19 protein-coding genes and 1 other RNA gene are annotated in these 17,972 nt (G+C 68.7%); 8 read left to right on the top strand and 12 right to left on the bottom strand.

All coding sequences use genetic code 11. The annotated features are described in order from the left end of the window. Nucleotides 1-3 precede the first annotated feature (3 nt). Nucleotides 4-852 (top strand): type I methionyl aminopeptidase, encoded by an 849-nt coding sequence (map, locus tag AB0F51_RS36525; RefSeq protein ID WP_360287828.1) that lies wholly within the window; start codon nt 4-6, stop codon nt 850-852. After that, complete coding sequence (locus tag AB0F51_RS36530) at nt 849-1,232, top strand: GNAT family N-acetyltransferase (protein WP_360287830.1); 384 nt, start codon at nt 849-851, stop codon at nt 1,230-1,232. The genes map and AB0F51_RS36530 overlap by 4 nt, the downstream gene beginning before the upstream one ends. Here the strand turns inward: AB0F51_RS36530 and AB0F51_RS36535 are convergent, their stop codons facing one another. From AB0F51_RS36535 to AB0F51_RS36550, 4 genes are read right to left on the bottom strand one after another with little or no spacing between them, the layout of a single operon-like run. Then, entirely contained in the window at nt 1,233-2,006 is a 774-nt protein-coding gene (locus AB0F51_RS36535) for a nucleotidyltransferase domain-containing protein (protein ID WP_360287832.1), read from the bottom strand. Further along, nucleotides 2,003-3,499, bottom strand: coding sequence for a peptidase S10 (locus tag AB0F51_RS36540; protein WP_360287834.1), 1,497 nt, complete (start codon nt 3,497-3,499; stop codon nt 2,003-2,005). The genes AB0F51_RS36535 and AB0F51_RS36540 overlap by 4 nt, the downstream gene beginning before the upstream one ends. 15 nt (nt 3,500-3,514) lie before the next feature. Further along, nucleotides 3,515-4,765 carry an MFS transporter gene (locus AB0F51_RS36545; protein WP_360287836.1) on the bottom strand — a complete coding sequence of 417 codons (1,251 nt, stop codon included), beginning with the start codon at nt 4,763-4,765 and terminating at the stop codon, nt 3,515-3,517. Then, nucleotides 4,762-5,319 (bottom strand): helix-turn-helix domain-containing protein, encoded by a 558-nt coding sequence (locus AB0F51_RS36550; RefSeq protein ID WP_360287838.1) that lies wholly within the window; start codon nt 5,317-5,319, stop codon nt 4,762-4,764. Before AB0F51_RS36550 ends, AB0F51_RS36545 begins: the two co-directional genes overlap by 4 nt. A 97-nt stretch (nt 5,320-5,416) precedes the next feature. Here AB0F51_RS36550 and AB0F51_RS36555 point away from each other — a divergent pair, with 97 nt between their 5' ends. The 3 genes from AB0F51_RS36555 (at nt 5,417) to AB0F51_RS36565 (ending at nt 7,653) form a co-directional block, all read left to right on the top strand. Further along, on the top strand, nt 5,417-5,785 hold the full coding sequence (locus AB0F51_RS36555; protein ID WP_360287840.1) for a DUF952 domain-containing protein: 369 nt from the start codon (nt 5,417-5,419) through the stop codon (nt 5,783-5,785). 7 nt (nt 5,786-5,792) lie between these two features. Then, nucleotides 5,793-6,196: RNase P RNA component class A (gene rnpB / locus AB0F51_RS36560), an RNA gene on the top strand. 62 nt (nt 6,197-6,258) lie between these two features. Further along, entirely contained in the window at nt 6,259-7,653 is a 1,395-nt protein-coding gene (locus AB0F51_RS36565) for a D-arabinono-1,4-lactone oxidase (protein WP_360287842.1), read from the top strand. Here the strand turns inward: AB0F51_RS36565 and AB0F51_RS36570 are convergent, their stop codons facing one another. Then, complete coding sequence (locus AB0F51_RS36570; protein ID WP_360287844.1) at nt 7,654-8,772, bottom strand: MFS transporter; 1,119 nt, start codon at nt 8,770-8,772, stop codon at nt 7,654-7,656. It lies immediately after the preceding gene. 52 nt (nt 8,773-8,824) lie between these two features. Here AB0F51_RS36570 and AB0F51_RS36575 point away from each other — a divergent pair, with 52 nt between their 5' ends. Next, entirely contained in the window at nt 8,825-9,565 is a 741-nt protein-coding gene (locus tag AB0F51_RS36575; protein WP_360287846.1) for a helix-turn-helix transcriptional regulator, read from the top strand. On the opposite strand, the gene AB0F51_RS36580 is transcribed toward AB0F51_RS36575, so the two are convergent. Continuing rightward, the gene (locus AB0F51_RS36580) at nt 9,562-10,065 is read right to left on the bottom strand and encodes a GNAT family N-acetyltransferase (RefSeq protein ID WP_360287848.1); all 504 of its coding nucleotides are present in this window, start codon (nt 10,063-10,065) and stop codon (nt 9,562-9,564) included. The two genes, AB0F51_RS36575 and AB0F51_RS36580, sit on opposite strands and share 4 nt — an antisense overlap. A gap of 28 nt (nt 10,066-10,093) precedes the next feature. On the opposite strand from AB0F51_RS36580, the gene AB0F51_RS36585 reads away from it, so the two are divergent. Further along, nucleotides 10,094-10,657 (top strand): TetR/AcrR family transcriptional regulator, encoded by a 564-nt coding sequence (locus AB0F51_RS36585; RefSeq protein ID WP_360287850.1) that lies wholly within the window; start codon nt 10,094-10,096, stop codon nt 10,655-10,657. A gap of 188 nt (nt 10,658-10,845) precedes the next feature. Here AB0F51_RS36585 and AB0F51_RS36590 read toward each other — a convergent pair whose 3' ends face one another. The 5 genes from AB0F51_RS36590 to AB0F51_RS36610 all read right to left on the bottom strand — a co-directional run bounded on the left by AB0F51_RS36590 (nt 10,846) and on the right by AB0F51_RS36610 (nt 15,898). Beyond that, nucleotides 10,846-12,282 carry an RNB domain-containing ribonuclease gene (locus tag AB0F51_RS36590; protein ID WP_360287851.1) on the bottom strand — a complete coding sequence of 479 codons (1,437 nt, stop codon included), beginning with the start codon at nt 12,280-12,282 and terminating at the stop codon, nt 10,846-10,848. 51 nt (nt 12,283-12,333) lie between these two features. After that, a complete protein-coding gene (locus AB0F51_RS36595; RefSeq protein ID WP_360287853.1) occupies nt 12,334-13,485 on the bottom strand; it encodes a bifunctional RNase H/acid phosphatase in 1,152 nt (383 codons plus the stop codon). Further along, entirely contained in the window at nt 13,482-14,195 is a 714-nt protein-coding gene (locus AB0F51_RS36600; protein ID WP_360287855.1) for a C4-type zinc ribbon domain-containing protein, read from the bottom strand. The genes AB0F51_RS36595 and AB0F51_RS36600 overlap by 4 nt, the downstream gene beginning before the upstream one ends. A 216-nt stretch (nt 14,196-14,411) precedes the next feature. Beyond that, nucleotides 14,412-14,810 carry a DUF1304 family protein gene (locus AB0F51_RS36605; RefSeq protein WP_360287857.1) on the bottom strand — a complete coding sequence of 133 codons (399 nt, stop codon included), beginning with the start codon at nt 14,808-14,810 and terminating at the stop codon, nt 14,412-14,414. A 2-nt stretch (nt 14,811-14,812) separates the two neighbouring features. Further along, complete coding sequence (locus AB0F51_RS36610) at nt 14,813-15,898, bottom strand: methyltransferase (RefSeq protein WP_360287859.1); 1,086 nt, start codon at nt 15,896-15,898, stop codon at nt 14,813-14,815. A gap of 70 nt (nt 15,899-15,968) precedes the next feature. On the opposite strand from AB0F51_RS36610, the gene AB0F51_RS36615 reads away from it, so the two are divergent. After that, nucleotides 15,969-16,388, top strand: a complete 420-nt coding sequence (locus tag AB0F51_RS36615) for a MarR family transcriptional regulator (RefSeq protein ID WP_360287861.1) — start codon at nt 15,969-15,971, stop codon at nt 16,386-16,388. Nucleotides 16,389-16,400: 12 nt separating this feature from the next. On the opposite strand, the gene AB0F51_RS36620 is transcribed toward AB0F51_RS36615, so the two are convergent. Further along, nucleotides 16,401-17,915, bottom strand: coding sequence for a DUF3558 family protein (locus tag AB0F51_RS36620; protein ID WP_360287863.1), 1,515 nt, complete (start codon nt 17,913-17,915; stop codon nt 16,401-16,403). Between the last annotated feature and the right edge of the window lie 57 nt (nt 17,916-17,972).

Raw genomic sequence — 17,972 nt, forward strand, 5'->3', positions numbered from 1 at the left:
ACCATGTCGCTACTCACTCCTGGCATCATCTCGCCTCGCCGTCCGGTACCCGCCTCCATTCCCAGGCCGGAGTACGTCGGCAAACCCGCGCCCACGCCGTACGACGGTTCTTATGTCACGTCTCCCGAGCTGATCGAGAAGATGCGGGTGGCCGGCAAGCTTGCTGCGCAGGCACTCGAGGCGGTCGGGGCGGCGGCCAAGCCCGGTGTCACCACCGACGAGCTGGACGCGGTCGGCCATGAGTACCTGGTGGAGCGCGGGGCGTATCCGTCGACGCTGGGCTATCGCGGCTACCCGAAGTCCTTGTGCACCTCGGTCAACGAGGTGATCTGCCACGGCATCCCGGACGACCGCCCGCTCGAGGACGGCGACATCGTGAACGTGGACATCACCGCGTTCCTCGACGGTGTGCACGGCGACACGAACGCGACGTTCCTGGTCGGCGACGTCGACGAGGAGAGCCGGCTGCTGGTCGAGCGCACCCGTGAGGCGCTCAACCGTGGCATCAAGGCGGTCAAGCCGGGTCGTCAGGTCAGCATCATCGGCCGGGTGATCGAGTCGTACGCCAAGCGCTTCGGCTACGGCGTGGTCCGCGACTTCACCGGCCACGGCATCGCGACCGCGTTCCACTCCGGGCTGATCATCCCGCACTACGACGACGAACGCTTCGACGACGTGATCGAGCCCGGGATGACGTTCACCATCGAGCCGATGCTCACCCTCGGCAGCTACGACTACGACCTCTGGGACGACGGCTGGACCGCCACCACCAAGGACAAGTCCCGCACCGCCCAGTTCGAACACACCCTCCTGGTCACCCCCACCGGCGCCGAAGTCCTCACCCTCCCGTGAACATCACGCAGTACGAGCATGCCCACCTCGCGGGCATCCTCGCACTGTGCGAGGCCGAACAATGGCCGAGCTTCCCGGCCGACCCCAAGCGCGCCCACAAGGTCCTCACTGCCCCGGGCGTAACCACCGTGATAGCCCTCGACGGCGACCTGGTGATCGGCTTCGCCTACCTGCAAAGCGACGGCCACATCCAGGCCCACCTGTCCCAGATGGCGGTGCACCACGCCTACCGCCGCAAGGGCGTCGGCCGAGCCCTCCTCGAGTACGCCGCGCCGCTCACCGGAGCCCAGCGCATAGACCTCGTCACCGACACCGCCGAAGCCTTCTACACATCGTTCGACCACCGCGCGCTGTCCGGGTTTCGCATCTACCCCGGCTGACTACAACGCCAGGGCTGTGGTGATGACCGTTTGGCCGTAGGGGATGGCGGATTTGGCGTCGGCTGCGGTGAAGGTCTGGGGGGTGCCGGCTCGGTGGTCGAGGCAGCGGTGGAGTAGGGCGGACCAGCGGGGGAAGGCGACCAGGGCGTGTTCGCCGGCGGCGGTCTTGGAAATGATGTTGCCGGTGGCAAGGAGTGCGTGCAGGCGCGGTACGCCGAGCATCACCCAGGGCAGCACGGATTCGGGCAGCACCTCGTCGTCGGGCCGGTCGGCCATCGCGGACTCCAGCTGACCGAAGGTCGATGCCCAGTACGACGTGAGGTTGGCGCGGGTGAACGCTTCCAGCTCCTCCTGGTCGTCATGCACGACCAGTCCGGGCGCAGTACGGATCGGGAAGGACTGGCGTGCCAGCTCCGACCACAGCACCGGCGAGACGGGACCACCGGAAGGCGCCTCGCGGAAGGCGCCGTCCTGGGTGAAGACGACCGGCTGGTCCTGGTCCGGCGCCGCGGCGAGCTGTGCGGCGGTCAGATAGGTGACGTCAAAGGCCGGTGCCGCCGGCAACTGTTCGTGCACTTCGCGCACCACCGACGCGTCCCGCACCGGCTCGGCGGTGACGACGACGCCGTCGATGTCGCTGCGTCCCGGCCGGAAGTCACCCAGCGGTACCGATCCGGTCAGGTAGAACCCGGTCACCTGTCCCGGGAGCACCTCGTCGACCAGCTCCAGATACCGCTTCGTCGTACCGGTGACTTCGGCTGGGAGGTCGGTCATCGGTTGGAGGCCCCCTTGAGGAAGGCGGACAGGTCCTTGGACTGTTGCCGCCGCGACGGTTCGTGCACGTACATCATGTGACCCGCCGGGTAGTAGCAAAGTTCGATGTTGTCGCGAAGTTCCGCCGGAATCCGCAGCCGGCCGATCGTGTACTCGGTGGCGAAGTACGGCGTCGCGCAGTCGTAGTACCCGGAGGCCACGTGCACCTTGAGGTGCGGGTTGGCGCGCATCGCCTCGGCCAGCTTGTCGGCGACGTTGACGTGGTTGTTCTCGAACTCCTTGTACGACCAGTCCTTGGCCGCCGTGCTGCTGAGGAACTCGTACGGCAGGTCGTTGCGGTACCCGAGTTCCGCGTGCAGGTAGTGGTTCAGCGCCGCCGTGTAGGGCCCGATGATCGCCCGGAACGACGGATCGTCGACGGACGTCTCGCCGGCGGAGTCCGAGTCCCAGCCGGTGAAGCGCGCGTCCAGCCGGCCGACCACCTGGCGCCGCGAGCGGAGCAGCTCGGCGAAGAACCGGGTGTGCTCGACCCGCAGGTTCACCCGGTCCAGGTAGTCCTCCGACAACCCGGTCAGCCCGGCCAGCCGGGTGAGCACCTCGGCCCGGAAGTCGTCCGGAACTCTGTTGCCCTGAGCAAGAGCATTGGGATAGCGCCCGGCCGCGAACCGCTCCGCGTCGGCGAGCACCTCCTCGAGCGTCCGGTCCGGGATCAGCCCGTGGTAGTGCGCGGCCGCGGCGTACGACGGCAGGAACAGCGTGTACGGCAGGTCGTTGCCCGGACCGAACTCCAGCGTGCCGAACTCCAGCACCGCGGAGATCAGCATGATTCCGTTCAGGTACATCCCGTACCGGTCCTGGAGATGCGCGGCCAGCCCGGCGGCGCGCGTCGTACCGTAGGACTCGCCGGCCAGGAACTTCGGTGACATCCAGCGCCCGTTGCGCGACGTCCACAGCCGGATCACTTCGCCGACGGACTCGAGGTCAGCGGTGAAACCGTGGTACTCCCCCGGTTTCTCGCCCTCGACCGCGCGCGAGTAGCCGGTCGACACCGGGTCGATGAAGACCAGGTCGCTGTCCTTCAGCAACGTCTCCGCGTTGTCCACCAGCCCGTACGGCGGTGCCTCGAGCTCGCCGGCGTCGCCCGACACCACTCGGCGCGGACCGAGCAACCCCAGATGCAGCCAGATGCTCGACGACCCGGGCCCGCCGTTGAACGCGAACGTCACCGGCCGGCTCCCCGGGTCGGCATCGTCCAGCGTGTACGCCGTCAGGAACACCTCGGCCTTGGGCCGGTACCCGTCGAACTTGCCGTCCGTCAGCACCTCCTGACGCAGCACCACCCGCCCGGTGGTCGCCGTGTACTTCAGCGTCCGCCGGCCGGCGGTGAGGGTGTGCTTCGAACTGATCAGATCATCGACCGGAGCCACTGTGGGGGCGGCGGTCTCGGTCGGCTTGCTCTCCGCGCTCTCCGGAGTCTGTTCAGGGGTCGCCATGCCGGAAAACCTATCTCAGCGGCCGGAGCATGCCTCCGCGCTTTGCGACGGCACTGGATCCGGTACCACCAAGCGCGCCGCGGGGACGGCCAGAGCGATCGCCGCAAGCAGGAAGGCGACCAACGGGCTGGTGACCCCCGCGAGGTAGCCGAGCGACACCGCGCCCAGCGCACCAGCGGACTGCAACAGAAGCGACTGCACGGACACCACCGTTGCCCGCTCGGCCGTCGTCACCTGGCTGTGCAGCAACTGGGACAGCGGGCCGGCCGCCATGCCGAGACCGACGAACATGAGCAGGTAGGCGACGGCCGCAGCGAGGATCCCCGGGAGGCCTGTCATCGCACTCGCCGCCGCCATCCCGGCCAGCGCGAGCACGCTCACGCAGTACCCGGTCCGGCAGACCGCGCGGACCGAACCGAGTCGGCGCAACAGCGGCATGCTCACCGAACTGCCGAGCGCATCGGCGGCGAACCCCACCGCGGCCACCAGTCCATAAGCGAGCACACCCCGCTCGGCGGATCCCGCCAGCTCGGCCATCCACGCCGGCGTCAGCAGTTCGATCACCGCCAGCGTGACACCCATCCCGGCACTGACCATCAGGATGCGGGTCAGCGCGAGATTCCGTACTGCGAGCCGCGCACCGCTCGCGATCGTCGAGGGCACTCCCCACAGAATGCTGCGAAGGGACGACGCTTCGTACTTCGCTTCCGGCATCGCCACCAGCGTCACGACCAGGCGCAGCGCGTCTGCACCGGCGGCGATCAACACCGGCACGGCAAGACTCACGTCGAGACCGAACGGGATCAGCGCGCCCGCCACAGTCCCGGCGGTCAGGGCGGCCGACGACGCCATCACACCCAAGGACAGCCCACGAGTCAGCTCGGCCGCGTCCTCGGCGGGCACCTGGTCGACGTACCAGGCTTCCACCGGGCCACTGCTGAGCGCGCGAGCGACGCCTCGCAGTACGGCGGAGAAGGTCAGCAGCCACAGCGATTCGGACAGGCCGAGCAGCAGCAGAGCGCCCAGGCTCGCGGCGGCCGAGGCGATCATCACCGGCCTGCGACCGATCACGTCGGCGAGGCCGCCGGTCGGGAGTTCGAGCAGCATCACGGTGGCCGAGTAGGCGACACCGAGGGCGGCCACCGCAGTCAGGCTGATTCCCCGGTCCAGCAGGAGGACGACCATCACCGGGATGTAGAGGCCGGTCGGCAACCAGGTGAGGAAGCTGATCAGCGCATACCTGCGACTCGCTGCCTGAGGTGTCATGAGGCTCTCGGGAAGCCGCCGACGACGATCGAGACGCGCCGCGCCGCATCGTTGCCGGCGTCCCTGGCCTTCAGCTCGTCGAGGTCGGAGTAGAAGCGATCCCAGAGTTCGTTGAGCGACTCCGCGGTGAGCTTGACCAGCATGTCGCCGACGCCCGCGGCGTCGATCCACTCCGGTGGAAGAGAGTCTTGAAGCTGCTCGAACGCCTCGACGTCGGACTGCAGGATCCCGGCCTGCTGCCGGCGCATCCAGTCGGCCGCCGCACGGCCTTCGCCGGTCGCGCCGACCTCCGTGTTCTTCCAGGTCGTGGTCTTGTGCACGGCCTGCCAGTGCCGGGCCCGCGGATGCCCTTCGACGGCCACCTCCTCGACGAACCCGTACTGCGCCAGCTTCCGCAGGTGGTAGCTCGTCGCACCCGTGTCGGTGGCGAAGCGCCGGGCCAGCTCGGTCGCGGTCGACGGCCCGTCCTCGCGCAGTGCGGCGAGCATCCGCAGGCGGAGCGGATGGGTCAGCGCCTTGAGTTCCTGTCCGTCGTGCACTTCTCGCTCGCTCATGCCGCCACTCTAGTCCTTGCAGAATAGTTTTTGCAAAGATTTTTCTGCAAGCCTCGGTTGCCCCGGTTTCCAGCGCCTGGGCACTAGGTTTGGGCGCATGGCTCTGATCCTGCATTTGGCCTTCGTCGAGGAGTGGGAAGCCGCCCAGCGAGCGGGCAGCTACCGGATCTCCACCCGGGGCAAGTCACTCGACGACGGCGCGACCTTCATCCACTGCTCCTGGCCGGACCAGGTCGCCATGGTCGCGAACTCCTTCTACGCCGACGTCACCGAGCCGCTGTGCCTGCTGGTGATCGACACCAGGCTGCTGGTGTCGGCGTTGTGCGACGAGGACCTGGACGCGGTGGGCATCTCGTTCCCGCACCTCTACGGCCCGCTGAACCTGGACGCGGTGGTCGACGTACGCCCGTACGAGCGGGCCGCCGACGGCCGATGGCCGGAAGTCGGCGCGCAGGCTCTATCCTGACAGTGAACGGGCCGGTCGGGCGATCGCGTCGTTCACCGGCAACGGTGGGCGCCGAGGAAAGTCCGGACTCCACAGGGCGACGTGGTGGGTAACGCCCACCCGGGGCAACCCGCGGGACAGTGCCACAGAAAACAGACCGCCAGCGGCCTGGATGAACCCCGTGGTTCCTCCAGGTGCGGGTAAGGGTGAAACGGTGGTGTAAGAGACCACCAGCTCCACAGGTGACTGCGGAGGCTAGGTAAACCCCACGTGGAGCAAGGCCAAGAAGGGCGACGGGTGACCGTCGTCCGCGCGAGCGTCCGAGGGCTGCCCGTCCGAGCTCGCGGGTAGGCTGCTGGAGGTGCCCGGCAACGGTCACCGTAGATAGATGATCGCCGACCACAGAATCCGGCTTACAGACCGGCCCGTTCCCCACTCTCCCGGAAGAACCGGGTTTCGTGTCACCATCTGGCATGGACCGCATTCCAGGAGTGATGAAACGCCGCGGGTACTTCGCGGTCGGATTGCTGACCACCTGGAACGTGGTGCTCTACGCGGTGACCGGCGGGCGGTACATCTGGCTCGAAGGACGCGTCACCAACGGCATCTTCCGGAACTGGTTGCGACGGTTCAGCTATCGGCCCGAGCGGCTCGCGCGGCCGGCCAGTGAGCAGGAGATCGTCGAGCTGATCAAATCCGCCGATCAGCTCCGGGTGTTCGGTGCCGGACACTCCTTCAACAGCGGCATCGCCACCAGCGCGACGCTGATCTCACTCGACCGGTACTGCGGTGTGGTGGCCAAGGACCTGGCGAAGAAGCAGGTCACCTTCAAAGGTGGGACGCGGATCCGCGACATCGCCGACACGCTGCTCGCGGACGGGCTGGCCTTCGCCGCGCTGCCGTCGCACGACGCGCAGAGCATCGCGGGCATCCTGTCGACCGACGTGCACGGCACCGGCCGGGACTGGGGTTTCGTCAGCGAACACGTGGTCCGGCTCAAAGTTGCCGATGGCAATGGTGTGGTGGACGAGTGCGCACCCGGCGACGACCTGTTCGCCGCCGCGATCGGCGGAATCGGTGCCGTCGGCATCATCATCGAGGTGACCGTGCAAGCGGTCGACCGGTTCAACGTGGCCCAGAAGGTCGAGCTGGCGGAGCTGCCCGCCGTCGAGGCGAACCTCGACGCGCTGCTCCAGCAACACACCCACCTGAGCCTCTACCTGTTCCCGTTCACGGAGCGCTGCCAGATCAACACCTGGGAGCCGACCGAGAAGAAGCGGTCCTTCCTCGGTGACTTCCGCGAGTTCCTCAGCATCTCGGTCGACGCCCTGCTGGCCGCCTGGATGGCCGGCCTGCTGGCGAGGTCCGGGCTGATGCCGAAGGTCTCCCGCGCGGCACACCGGCTCAAGCGCGGCAGCAACCTGGTCCTGGAGAGCAACAAGGCCTACAACCGGTCGATCTACCACCTGCACCAGGAGCTGGAGTTCGCGATCCCGTACGAGGACACGATGCCGGTCGCCCGGCGGTTCCTCGAGCTGTACGAGTCGATGTACTCGCGCGACCTGCCCTACACCTTCCTCGAGCTGCGCTTCACCCCGGCCGGGCACGACCGCACCTTGCTCGGTGCCGGCCGGGATCGCCGGTCCGTCTGGCTCGACCTGCTCTGCAACGACTCCCACGACTTCGAGCGGTACTACGCCGCGGCCGAGGCGTTGATGCGCGAGGTCGGCGCCCGGCCGCACTTGGGGAAGTACGGGCGCAGCATCACCAGCGCGGACATGGCGAAGGTCCACGGCGACAGCTACACCCGCTTCCTCGAGTTGAAGGCCGAGCACGACCCGGCCGGCAAGTTCACCAACGAGTTCACCAACCGGCTGCTCCAGCCGTAGTCAGGCCGGTTCACGCAGTCGGAGGGTGAGCAGGCAACTCAGGGCTGGGAGAAGCGCCAAGGTGGTCAGGACGAGTTGCAGCGAGGACGCCTGGGCTGCTGCGGCCAAGGCGGGCGCGGCTACGCCTCCTGCGCTGACGGCGAGGCCGAGGGTGACACCGCTCGCGGTGCCGACGCGGGTCGGCAGGTAGTCCTGGCCGAGCGTGATGTGCAGCGAGAACGGCATGTACAACGCCACTGCGCTCAGCGCGACGAAGGCGAACAATGCGACTGTCGGGACCAGCGCGACACCTGCCAGGGCGAACGCGGCGACGGCGTACGACCAGCGCATGGTCGGGAGGCGGCCGAACCGCGTCGCCAGACGGCCGCCGAGAAGGGTGCCGATCACTCCCCCGCCGAACAGCACGAAGAGAGTCGTCGCGCTGGCGCCCGTGCTGAGGTGGAGCCGCTGGCCGACGTACAGGCTGAGGAAGGTACTCAGGCCGACGTACGCGACCGAGCGCAGGATGATGATCGCCGTGAGGGTGCGGAAGGACGGCCAGTCGTTCACGCCCAGCAGGTCTCTGGTTCGCAGGCGTGCCGCGCCGCCGGAACGCAGCAGGGGCACCGTGATCGCGGCGCCGGCGACGGCCGGGACGATGAGGAGTGGCGTCGCCGCCAGGCCGGAGTACGCGAGAAGTGGTCCGGCGGCCGGGGCGACTGCGAAGCCGAGGTTGCCGCCGAGTGAGAACCAACTCATGCCGATATGGCTTCCACCCGTCACCGCTCGCGCAGTACGGGCTGCCTGTGGGTGGTAGGCCGCTACGCCGATGCCGGTCAGTCCTATCGCGGCCAGGGTGAACGGGTACGACGAGGAGAGGCCGATCAGCGCGACGCCCAGGCCGGACGCGATCATGCTGGCCGGGATCAGCCACGACATCGACCAGCGATCGGTGAGCAGGCCGAAGAGCGGCTGGACCACCGACGAGAGCAGCGTCGCGGCGAGGACGAAGCCGGAGATGGCGAGATAGTCGTAGCCGCGCTCGGCGGCCAGGAACGGTACTAGGACGGGCACGATGCCCTGGTAGAGGTCGACGCTGCCGTGGCCGGTGGACAGCAAAGTGGTCTGGAGTCGCTTCACACCCTCCAGCCTCGGCTCAGCTGGCACTGACCGGCTTCCGATAATCTGTCAGATGATGTCGATTCCCCGCCACACTCCGATCGCGCCGACCGCACTGCGCCGGCTCGCTCCCGGCGGCGGTATCGACGCGCATCGCCACGACGACCACCAGATCGCGTACGCCGCTCGTGGGGTCCTCGCCGTGACCACGGATCGCGGCCATTGGATCGCACCGGCGACCCGGGCGATCTGGGTGCCGGCCGGGACCGTGCACGAGCACCGCGCCTACGGTCCGACCGACCTGCATCTCGTCGGGCTGCCCGCTTCGCTCAACCCGGTCGGCCTTGAGATTCCCGCAGTACTGGCGGTCGGGCCGCTGCTCCGCGAACTGATCATCGCCTACACGGCCGACCCTTCCGATGACAGCGCCGCGCGGGCACGGATCCGTGCTGTCCTGCTCGACCAGCTGGAAAGGTCACCACAGCAACCAATTCGCTTGCCCACAGCAACCGACGACCGACTGGCCGCGGTCTGTGACGTCCTGTACGCCGATCCTGCCGACGGGCGCGGGCTGGCCGAGCTGGGCCGTCAGGTGGGTGCGGCCGAGCGAACGTTGTCCCGCCTGTTCCGGCAGGAGTTCGCGATGACATTTCCCCAGTGGCGAACCCAGCTCCGCCTGCACCACGCCCTGATCCTGCTGGCCGAGGGCGAACCCGTCAGCACCGTCGCCCACCGCTGCGGTTGGTCCAGCCCGAGCGCCTTCATCGACGTCTTCCGCCGAACGTTCGGCCAGACGCCCGGGCGGCAGTTCTAGAGTTCCAGTTCGTAGTACTGGCCGAGCAGTTCATTGCCCCAGAGGTTGTGCGGCTCTTCGCTGGTCAGCTTGAAACCGCGGGCCAGGTAGATGTGGCGGGCGGCAACCAACGGGTCGTTGGTCCACAGCACCATCCGCTTGTAGCCGACCTCGCGGGCGAACGCCAGACAGGTGTCGACCAGCCTGGCGCCGAGGCCGTGACCACGACTGGACGGGTGCAGCAGGAGCAACCTGAGCTGGGCCGTCCCCTCGTCCGGACCTCGCACCAGGAAGATGCTCCCCACCCGCTCGCCGTCGTGCTCCGCGATCCAGGCCCGCTCCCGCGCCGGATCGTGGTCCTTGCCGAAGTCGGCGACGATCTGCGCGATCAACGCCTCGTACGCCATCCCCCAGCCGTACTCCTCGGCGTACAGCTCGCCGTGCACCTGGACCACCCAGCCGAGATCTCCCGGCCGGTCTAGTTGCCTGATCTCCATCGACACCACCCGATCTACTGACACGACTGTTTCAGTAAGTGATACTAGCCGGGTGGCCACGACGAAACCAGCCCCTTCTGCGCGGGAAACCGAACTGCTCGAGCGCGCCTACGCGTACTCACTGACCCACGGACTGGCCGACCTGTCCCTGCGGCCCCTCGCGACGGCCATCGGTTCGAGCCCGCGGGTGCTGCTGTTCCTGTTCGGCAGCAAGGACGGACTGATCCGCGCCCTGCTCGCCCGCGCCCGCAGCGACGAGCTCGACCTGCTCGGCAAGATCACCAGCCAGTACGACGAACCGCCGGGGCTCGACGTGGTCGCCCGCGAACTGTGGACCTGGCTGGCCGCCGAGGAACGCCGCCCGCTGATGAAACTCTGGGTGGAGGCCTACGGGCGATCCCTGGTCGCACCCGACGGCCCGTGGAGCGACTTCGCGCGCTCAACCGTCGACGACTGGCTCGACTTGCTGAAGTCGGTGCAGCCCGGCAAAGACAGCAAGACCGCGCAGGCCCGCCGCACCGCCGTACTAGCCATCCTCCGCGGCGGCCTCCTAGACCTACTAGCCACCGGCGACACCACCCGCACAACCGCGGCGGTGTTGAAAGCGTTGGAGTAACAGCTTCCTCCCACGCGCGCTCCGCCGCCGCTCCTCCGTCGCGCCCGCTACGCCCGCTCCCACCCACCCCAGGTTCTGCGGGCTTACGCCCGGACCTGCGGGCTGCGCCCGCGCTTACACGCTCCGCGCGGCTTGCACGCTCCGCGCGCGCTTGCGCTCGAACGCGCCTTCGCCCGCCGGGCGCGGGGTCAGGGGATCAACTGGAAGGCGACGGTGCGTTTGGTGATGTCGGCTTCGGTTAGTTTGACGTGGACTGGTTGGCCTAGGGGGAGGGCCGTGGTGCTGGTGACTCGGCCTTCGATGGCGAGGGTGGAGAGGGCGACGATGCCTCGGGTCGGTTCGCGGTCGTCGACGTCGGTGATGACGCCGTCGAAGGACGAGCCGACGTGGTCGGCGACCAGGCCGGCCTCGACCATGCTGACGATCGAGCGTTCGTAGGCGTTCGCCTTGCGGTCGCACTCCTCCATGATCTTCGGGATCTCGTCCATCGACTCGCGGACCCACTGCGGCACCTCGGTGTCCGCGCACAGGGCGAGGCAGATCTCGCTCGTCCAGCGGTCCACCAGGCGGCGCAGGGGCGCGGTGCAGTGCGCGTACTCCGACTTCAGCGCGGCGTGCTCCGGCTGCTCCGGCACCCCACCCGAGAACGCGGTGTAGCCGGCGCCACGGAACAGCACCGTGCAGGCCGCGAGCATCGCCGCGTGGGCCGGCACCTTGGGGTCGAGGCCGTGGATGAACGCGGCGTACGAGACGCCGACCGGCCACGGGATACCGAGCGCCTTGGCGGTGTTCTCGAGTTTGCGGCGGAGGTCGTCGTGCGACTCGGGCAGCGTGCGCAGGATGCCGATCTCGCCGTACATCATCAGGTGTGCGGCGGCCATCCCGGTGAGCAGGGAGATCTGCGCATTCCAGCCCTCGACCGGCAGCGGTGCGCGGAACTCGAGCGTCCACTCGCCATCGGCCGTGACGATCTCCTGGTCCGGGATGGGCAGGTTGACGCCGCCGCGCTCCAGTTCGCGCTGCTCGCGGAGCTTGCCGACCTCACGCAGGAGTTGCAGCGACTCCGACGCAGTACCGGCGTCGAGGTCCTTCTGGACGCCGGCGTAGCTGAGCTTGGCGCGCGACTTCACCAGTGCGCGCTCGCACGTCACGTCAGTGCCCTCGCCCGACGCATCGACCGCGATCGTCCACAGCACCGCGGGCCGGACCTCGCCGGCCAGCAGGGACGCCGCGCCCTCGGACAGCTCCGGCGGGTGCAGCGGGGTGCGCTTGTCCGGTGCGTAGAGCGTCTCGCCCCGCTTGCGCGCCTCGACGTCGATCGGGTCGCCTGGCTGGACGAACGCGGCGACGTCGGCGATCGCGTAGTGCACGGTATAGCCGGCACCGGCGCGCTCGATGTGGACGGCCTGGTCGAGGTCCATCGAGTCCGGTGGATCGATGGTGACGAACTCGATATCGGTCCGGTCCAGCTCCGGCAACCGCGGGTTCGCCGCCGCGGCCAGCGCGGCCTCGACCACCTCCGCCGGGAACTCCGCGGGGACGTCGAGCTCCTGCCGGATCGCCCGCAGCGACGCGCGGAAAACCTCAGGGACCTCTTCGGCGAAATGCACCCTCTGCAACGGCACGCGACCACTCCGTCCATCCGCCAGGCACCCCGTCGTGCCGCGGCTCTTGGGTCAGACTAATGCGGGTTGGACGTTGAAGGCTTTGAGGGAGGCCAGGCCGTCGGCGTACCAGTGGATCTCGGTGAGGGTGGCGGGGGCCAGTTCCATCCGGAAGAGGGAGTTCATCGGGGCCTGGAGCACCGAGCGGACCATCAGCTTGATCGGGGTCACGTGGGTGACCACGAGCACCGTCTTGCCGGGGTACGCCGCGAGCAGCCCGTCGCGCGCGGAGCGGGCCCGGCGGGCGCACGCGTCGAAGGATTCGCCACCGGGCGGGGCGACCGAGGTCGACTCCATCCAGGCGTTGAGGGCCTCCGGCCACTTCTGCTGCACCTCGGCGAACGTGTGCCCGTCCCAGTCACCGAACGAGCACTCCACCCAGCCCTTCTCGATCTTCACGTCGAGCCCGAGCGCCTCCGCGACGGCTGCCGCGGTCTGCTTGGTCCGCCGCATCGGCGAGACCACGACCGCGTCAATGCCGCCATGCTCCCCGTGCCGATTCCGCGCCAGGTACTGCGCCGCGGCGCGCGCCTGCTCCTCGCCGAGTTCGCTCAGCCCCGGGTCGTCCCCGCCGGAACCCGAGAACCGCTTCTCGACGGTGTGCGGGGTCTGACCGTGCCGCAGGAAGATCAGCTGGGTCGGCGGCTCGGTCTGCGCACCCCAACCCTGCAACGCCTTCTGCTGGTCGGAAGGCTCAGCCGGTACTACGGCCGCCGCGCCTCCCCCGACCGCGACCGGACGCAGCGGCACCGGCTTGCCGTCGAGCGCCAGGTTGGCGAGCGCGTCGGCGGCGGCGTTCTGGGCGCGCGGCACCCAGGTCCACTCGGTCCCGAACGGCGCGAGCGACTGCGCCTTGATCGCCAGCGGCTTCATGTCCGGGTGCTTGATCTTCCAGCGCCCGGCCATCTGCTCGATCACCAGCTTGGAGTCCATCCGGACCTCGATCGAGGCGTCCGGCGCGTACTCGCGGGCCAGCTCCAGCCCGGCGATCAGCCCGCTGTACTCCGCGACGTTGTTGGTGGCGACGCCGATGGTGACCCCGGCCTGGGCGATCACCTCACCGGTCGCCGGGTCACGCACCAGCGCGCCGTACGCGGCCGGACCGGGGTTGCCCCGGGAGCCGCCGTCGGCCTCGACGATGACGTGCGACGGGCCCTTCGTCACAGGGTGCTCTCCGCCGTCCGGACCAGGATGCGTCCGCACTCCTCGCAGCGCAGTACGACGTCGGCCGCGGCGGCCTTGAACTTGGTCAGGTCCGACGGCGCGAGCTCCATCCGGCAGCCCATGCAGCGCTTGCCGACCAGCGGCGCGGCGCCGATCCCGCCGTTGCGCTCGCGCAGCTTCTGGTACATCGTGACGAGTTCGACAGGCAGCTCGGCAGAGATCGTCGCCCGCTTGTCGCCGACGCCCGCGCGCTGCTCGTCGAGCTCCTTCAGCGCCGCGTCCCGGGTCGCCTCCAGCTCGCTCTGCCGGCCGGCGAACGCGTCCGCGCGAGCCTGCAGCTCGGCCTGCACCGCCTCGGCGGCCTCGAGCTTCTCCATCACCTCGAGCTCGGCATCCTCCAGCGCCAGGATCCGCCGGTCGAGCGAGCCGATCTCGTGCTGCAGGTTCTCCAGGTCGCGCGGCGAGGTGACCTGCCCGGAGTCCATCCGCTGCTGGTTGCGCGCCTTGCGCTGGCGGACCTGGTCGACGTCGCTGTCCGCCTTCTTCTGCTCCCGGCGCAGGTCGCTGACCTCGGTGTCGGCGGTGACGAGCTCACGGTCGACGACCGCCTTCTCCTTCGCCAGCTCCGCCAGCGCCGCGTGCTCGGGCAGCGACTTGCGCTTGTGCGCGATCTGATCCAGCTGCAGGTCGAGGTCCTGCAGCTCCAGCAACCGGCGTTGGACAGCGGGCTCGGCGTTCAGGGTCGGCTCCTTAGATCGCGTTCAGTTGTCAGCCCCGCACCGATCAGAGCCGCAAGGTCAGGCGCCGGTACAGAGCATCGAGATGTGAGTGTCCACGGTACTGCCCCACATCGCAACCCACGCACGACGCCCCACCACCCCCGCCGGCGGCCGGGCCGAGCGGCGTACCGGCCTGCCTTCCGGGCGCTAGGCAGCGATGGCGATCAGCGCGACGGCCGGCAGGACGGCCGCGGCGATGGTTCCCCGGATGCTTCCGCCGCGGGGGCGCCAGTAGCCGAGCGCGTCCGCGACACCCATGAACAGTGAGGCGAGCAGCATGTAGAGGCAGCTGACGACCACAACGGTGGTGCCGACGGACGCGTCGCCGTAGCGCACGATCCCGAGTCCGATCAGCGTGCCCACTCCGGCCAGGGCGTTGCGGGCGCCGATGCAGAACGACCACAGGTGCACGTTCTCGATGCCGCGGGGTTCGATGCCGAGGAACCTCTGGACCCACGGGCGGTCGATGAGGAAGGCCTCGACCGGGAAGACGGCGAGCATGATCAGCGCCGCGATGCCGGCGCTGAGCTGCGCGATGACGTTCATGGCTACCTCCCTGGAACGGCTTCGATGAGCGAGAGGGTCGAGACCGTCGGGATGATCCGGGTCATGCGGAATCCGGCCCGGTCGAGCAGCGTGGTGAACTGCCGGCCGGTCCGCTCGCGGCCGCCGACGAAGATCAGCATGTCGAGGTCGAGCGTCTTCGCGAAGTGCGGGGTGCTGCCCGCCGGCACGACGCTCTCCAGCAGCAACAGGGTCGATCCCCGCGGCATGTGGCGGCGTACGTTGGTCAGGATTTCGACGGCCTGCTCGTCGTCGAAGTCGTGGATCACCCGGCGCAGTACGTAGAGGTCGCCATCGGACGGGGCCGTCTCGAAGAACGACCCGGACTCGATCCGGCAGCGGTCGCGCACCCCGGCCTCCCGCAGCTGAGCCTCGGCCGGGCCGACCAGAGCCTCGCGCTCTTGCAGAACACCCTTCGCAGTCGGGGAGGCACCGAGCATGAGCGCGAGCAACTGCCCGTGCCCTCCCCCGATGTCGACGATCGTCGAGTACGGCGTGAAGTCGTACGCCGCCGCGACGGTCGGCCAGTCCAGGGTGGTCAGACACGTCATGGCGTTGTTGAACGTCGCGGCGAACTCCGGGTTCTCGTCCAGGTACTCCCACAGTTGCTTGCCGAGAGCAACCTCCACGGCAGGCTTGCCGGTCTCGACGGAGTAGGCCAGCCGCCCCCACGGCCCCTGGTACTGCGGGTCGCCGAGCATCAGGATGACCGGCAGCATCGAGCCGGGGACTCCGGAGCGCAGCCTGCTTCCCAGCGGAGCGAGCCCGAAGCGTCCGTCGGACTCTTCGGTGAAGATCCCGAACATCACGCAGGCCCGCAGAAGGCGATAGGTGGCATCCGGGTCTGATCCCGCTTCCGCCGCGATGTCGTCCGCAGCCAACGGGCCGTTCGCCAGGACGTCCGCGATGCCGAGCTTGGCCGCGGCGTACAGGGCCTGCGTTCCCATGAAGCCCGAGGCGAGCTCCAGCAGACCGATCTCCGGCGGGACCATGCGCCGCGTGAGGGTCTGCAACGCGGTCCGGACGGCCGTGGCGGCCCGGACGACTCTGACCGGAGGAACTCTGCTCATCGCGCACCTATAATCGTCAGCAATGTTGACTAATTTTGGTCAGCAATACTGACTAGTGTCAAGGGGTGGAATGGACCTCGCCACGCTGATGTTCATCGCCTACCGCGCGATGGACGACCAGGTGATCCGCGCCATGCACGAGGCCGGCTACCAGGTGACCGTCGCCCAGGCGCGGATCGCCCAGCGGATCGCGCCCGGCGGCTCCCGTCTCACCGAACTGGCCGAGCAGGCCCAGGTCACCAAGCAGACCGCGAGCTTGCTGGTCGCAGCCCTGGAAGAGCAAGGTCTGGTCGAGCGAGTCCCGGATCCGGCCGACGGGCGGGCGCGGCTCATCCGGTTCACCCCGAAGGGACGGACCGCGGCGGACCGGGCCCGCGAGGTGGTGATGAGCGTCGAGCAGAACTGGAACGAGCACCTCGGCCCCGAGCTGGCCACCGCACTGCACCAGGCCCTCACCAAACTGCGCGAGGTGACCGACCCCTACCAGTGACCGGTCCGGGGGTCAGAAGTACTTGTTGACGATGGCGGCAGCCAGCGGCACCAGTTCCTTCTGTAGAGCTGTGCCGAGGTGGTTCGTTCCGCGCCGCGGCCTGAAGTCGAAGGAGACGTGCAGCGAGACCTGCTCGGGCCGGTCGACGTGCAGGTTGACGAGGTACCGCTCCAGCGACAACTCCGTCGCGTCGGTCCAGCCTCCGTACTTGCCGACCTTCACCGGTTTCGACTCCCGGTGTTTGGCGATCGCCCGGTTGGTGACCAGCACCGCGACCTCCAGCCCGTGGGCAGGCTCGACGTACCGGCAACCGTGGCCGCCGATCGTCACCGGCCGGAACTCGGCGCCGAGATGTTTCCGGACCGCCCCCAGGCTGAGCGCACACGCGACGTTCCCGTCGGCCTGCACCGCGCGCAGCACTTCGGTCGCACCCTGGGGCGGCGCGGCGACCGGCACGTACGGGCGGCACCGCTGCTCGACGTTCGAGTCGACGACGAAGCGGTCCACGTCGGCGCAGGCGCCCGGCTGTTCCGAGTCCGGCTCGTTCGGGCGCAGGTAGATCGGGAACAGCGGAGCCGCTCCCTTCGGGATCGGGCCGGCGAGAGCGGTCTTCGTCTTCGCCGCGAGTTGCTCGGCCTGGGCGCAGGTCTTCGCCATCACGATCAGCTCGACGAACTTGTCCGCGGCACCGGTCTGACCCGAGGGGCCGGCGAGCCAGGTCAGCCGGCACTTGTCGCCGGGGCTGTCCACGCCGGTGGGGTGGCCACCGATCGGGGTGATCCGCTCGAAATTCGCCGGGTCGAGCTCGCCGCCGTACGACAGGCTGACTTCGGAGACCAGCTCACCCACGTCCATCTCGGTGCAGCCGTCGATGTTGTTGGTGGGATAGCCACCGATCTGGAATGCGCTGATCGGCTTCCCGCGAATCACACTCAGCAGCGCACAGCCGGACCACCCCGCCAGCGGTGTCTTCGCCGGAGCCGGCCTGGCCAGCATTGGCACTGCGAACTTGGCGAACGCGTCGACCGGCCGGCAGAGCGCCGCCGGGCTGGCCCCGACGATGTGCGAGTAGATGCTGATCGAGTACTCGAAGGCGATCGGCACGTCCACCGCGCAGGTGTCGGTGTTCGGCCGGTCGCGATAGACCTTCGCGCCGCCGATCGTGTCGATCGCCAGATCGAACCGACTCATCCGGTTGCTGCCGGTCGCCAACTCGATCCTGACCCAGTCACCGCGGGCGTTGGTGATCCGGCAAGTGTGCGCCGACGTACGGCGAAGCTTGTCCGCGGCCGTGAAACCGGGAGCCTGCGCCTTCGCCGCGTCGAGCATGGCGCACGTGTCGACCTGGGTCAGCGCGGCGACCAGTCGTGCGAGGTCGCGATCCTTGGGCACCGGCGGGGCGGGATGGCTGACCGTCGGCACCGGAGTCGGCGTCGGAGCCGCTGTCGGGGGCTCCAGCGCTTTGCATGCTGTCAGCAACAAACTGATGCTCACCACCAGGCCGCACAGCGCCCACCGCAATCTCATCGCGCCAGATTAGAGCGGCCGGGGTCTAGCGCCCTCACCTTTCAATGCACCTGGAAA

The organism is Kribbella sp. NPDC023855, from assembly GCF_040639475.1.
In the GTDB taxonomy this organism is placed as follows: Bacteria; Actinomycetota; Actinomycetes; order Propionibacteriales; family Kribbellaceae; genus Kribbella.

Bases quoted from the DNA above. Each gene is read 5' to 3' on its own strand.
- map (WP_360287828.1), top strand. From the start codon at position 4: ATGTCGCTACTCACTCCTGGCATCATCTCGCCTCGCCGTCCGGTACCC.
- AB0F51_RS36535 (WP_360287832.1), bottom strand. From the start codon at position 2,006: ATGACCGACCTCCCAGCCGAAGTCACCGGTACGACGAAGCGGTATCTG.
- AB0F51_RS36540 (WP_360287834.1), bottom strand. From the start codon at position 3,499: ATGGCGACCCCTGAACAGACTCCGGAGAGCGCGGAGAGCAAGCCGACC.
- AB0F51_RS36545 (WP_360287836.1), bottom strand. From the start codon at position 4,765: ATGACACCTCAGGCAGCGAGTCGCAGGTATGCGCTGATCAGCTTCCTC.
- AB0F51_RS36550 (WP_360287838.1), bottom strand. From the start codon at position 5,319: ATGAGCGAGCGAGAAGTGCACGACGGACAGGAACTCAAGGCGCTGACC.
- AB0F51_RS36555 (WP_360287840.1), top strand. From the start codon at position 5,417: ATGGCTCTGATCCTGCATTTGGCCTTCGTCGAGGAGTGGGAAGCCGCC.
- AB0F51_RS36565 (WP_360287842.1), top strand. From the start codon at position 6,259: ATGAAACGCCGCGGGTACTTCGCGGTCGGATTGCTGACCACCTGGAAC.
- AB0F51_RS36575 (WP_360287846.1), top strand. From the start codon at position 8,825: ATGATGTCGATTCCCCGCCACACTCCGATCGCGCCGACCGCACTGCGC.
- AB0F51_RS36605 (WP_360287857.1), bottom strand. From the start codon at position 14,810: ATGAACGTCATCGCGCAGCTCAGCGCCGGCATCGCGGCGCTGATCATG.
- AB0F51_RS36610 (WP_360287859.1), bottom strand. From the start codon at position 15,898: ATGAGCAGAGTTCCTCCGGTCAGAGTCGTCCGGGCCGCCACGGCCGTC.
- AB0F51_RS36615 (WP_360287861.1), top strand. From the start codon at position 15,969: ATGGACCTCGCCACGCTGATGTTCATCGCCTACCGCGCGATGGACGAC.
- AB0F51_RS36620 (WP_360287863.1), bottom strand. From the start codon at position 17,915: ATGAGATTGCGGTGGGCGCTGTGCGGCCTGGTGGTGAGCATCAGTTTG.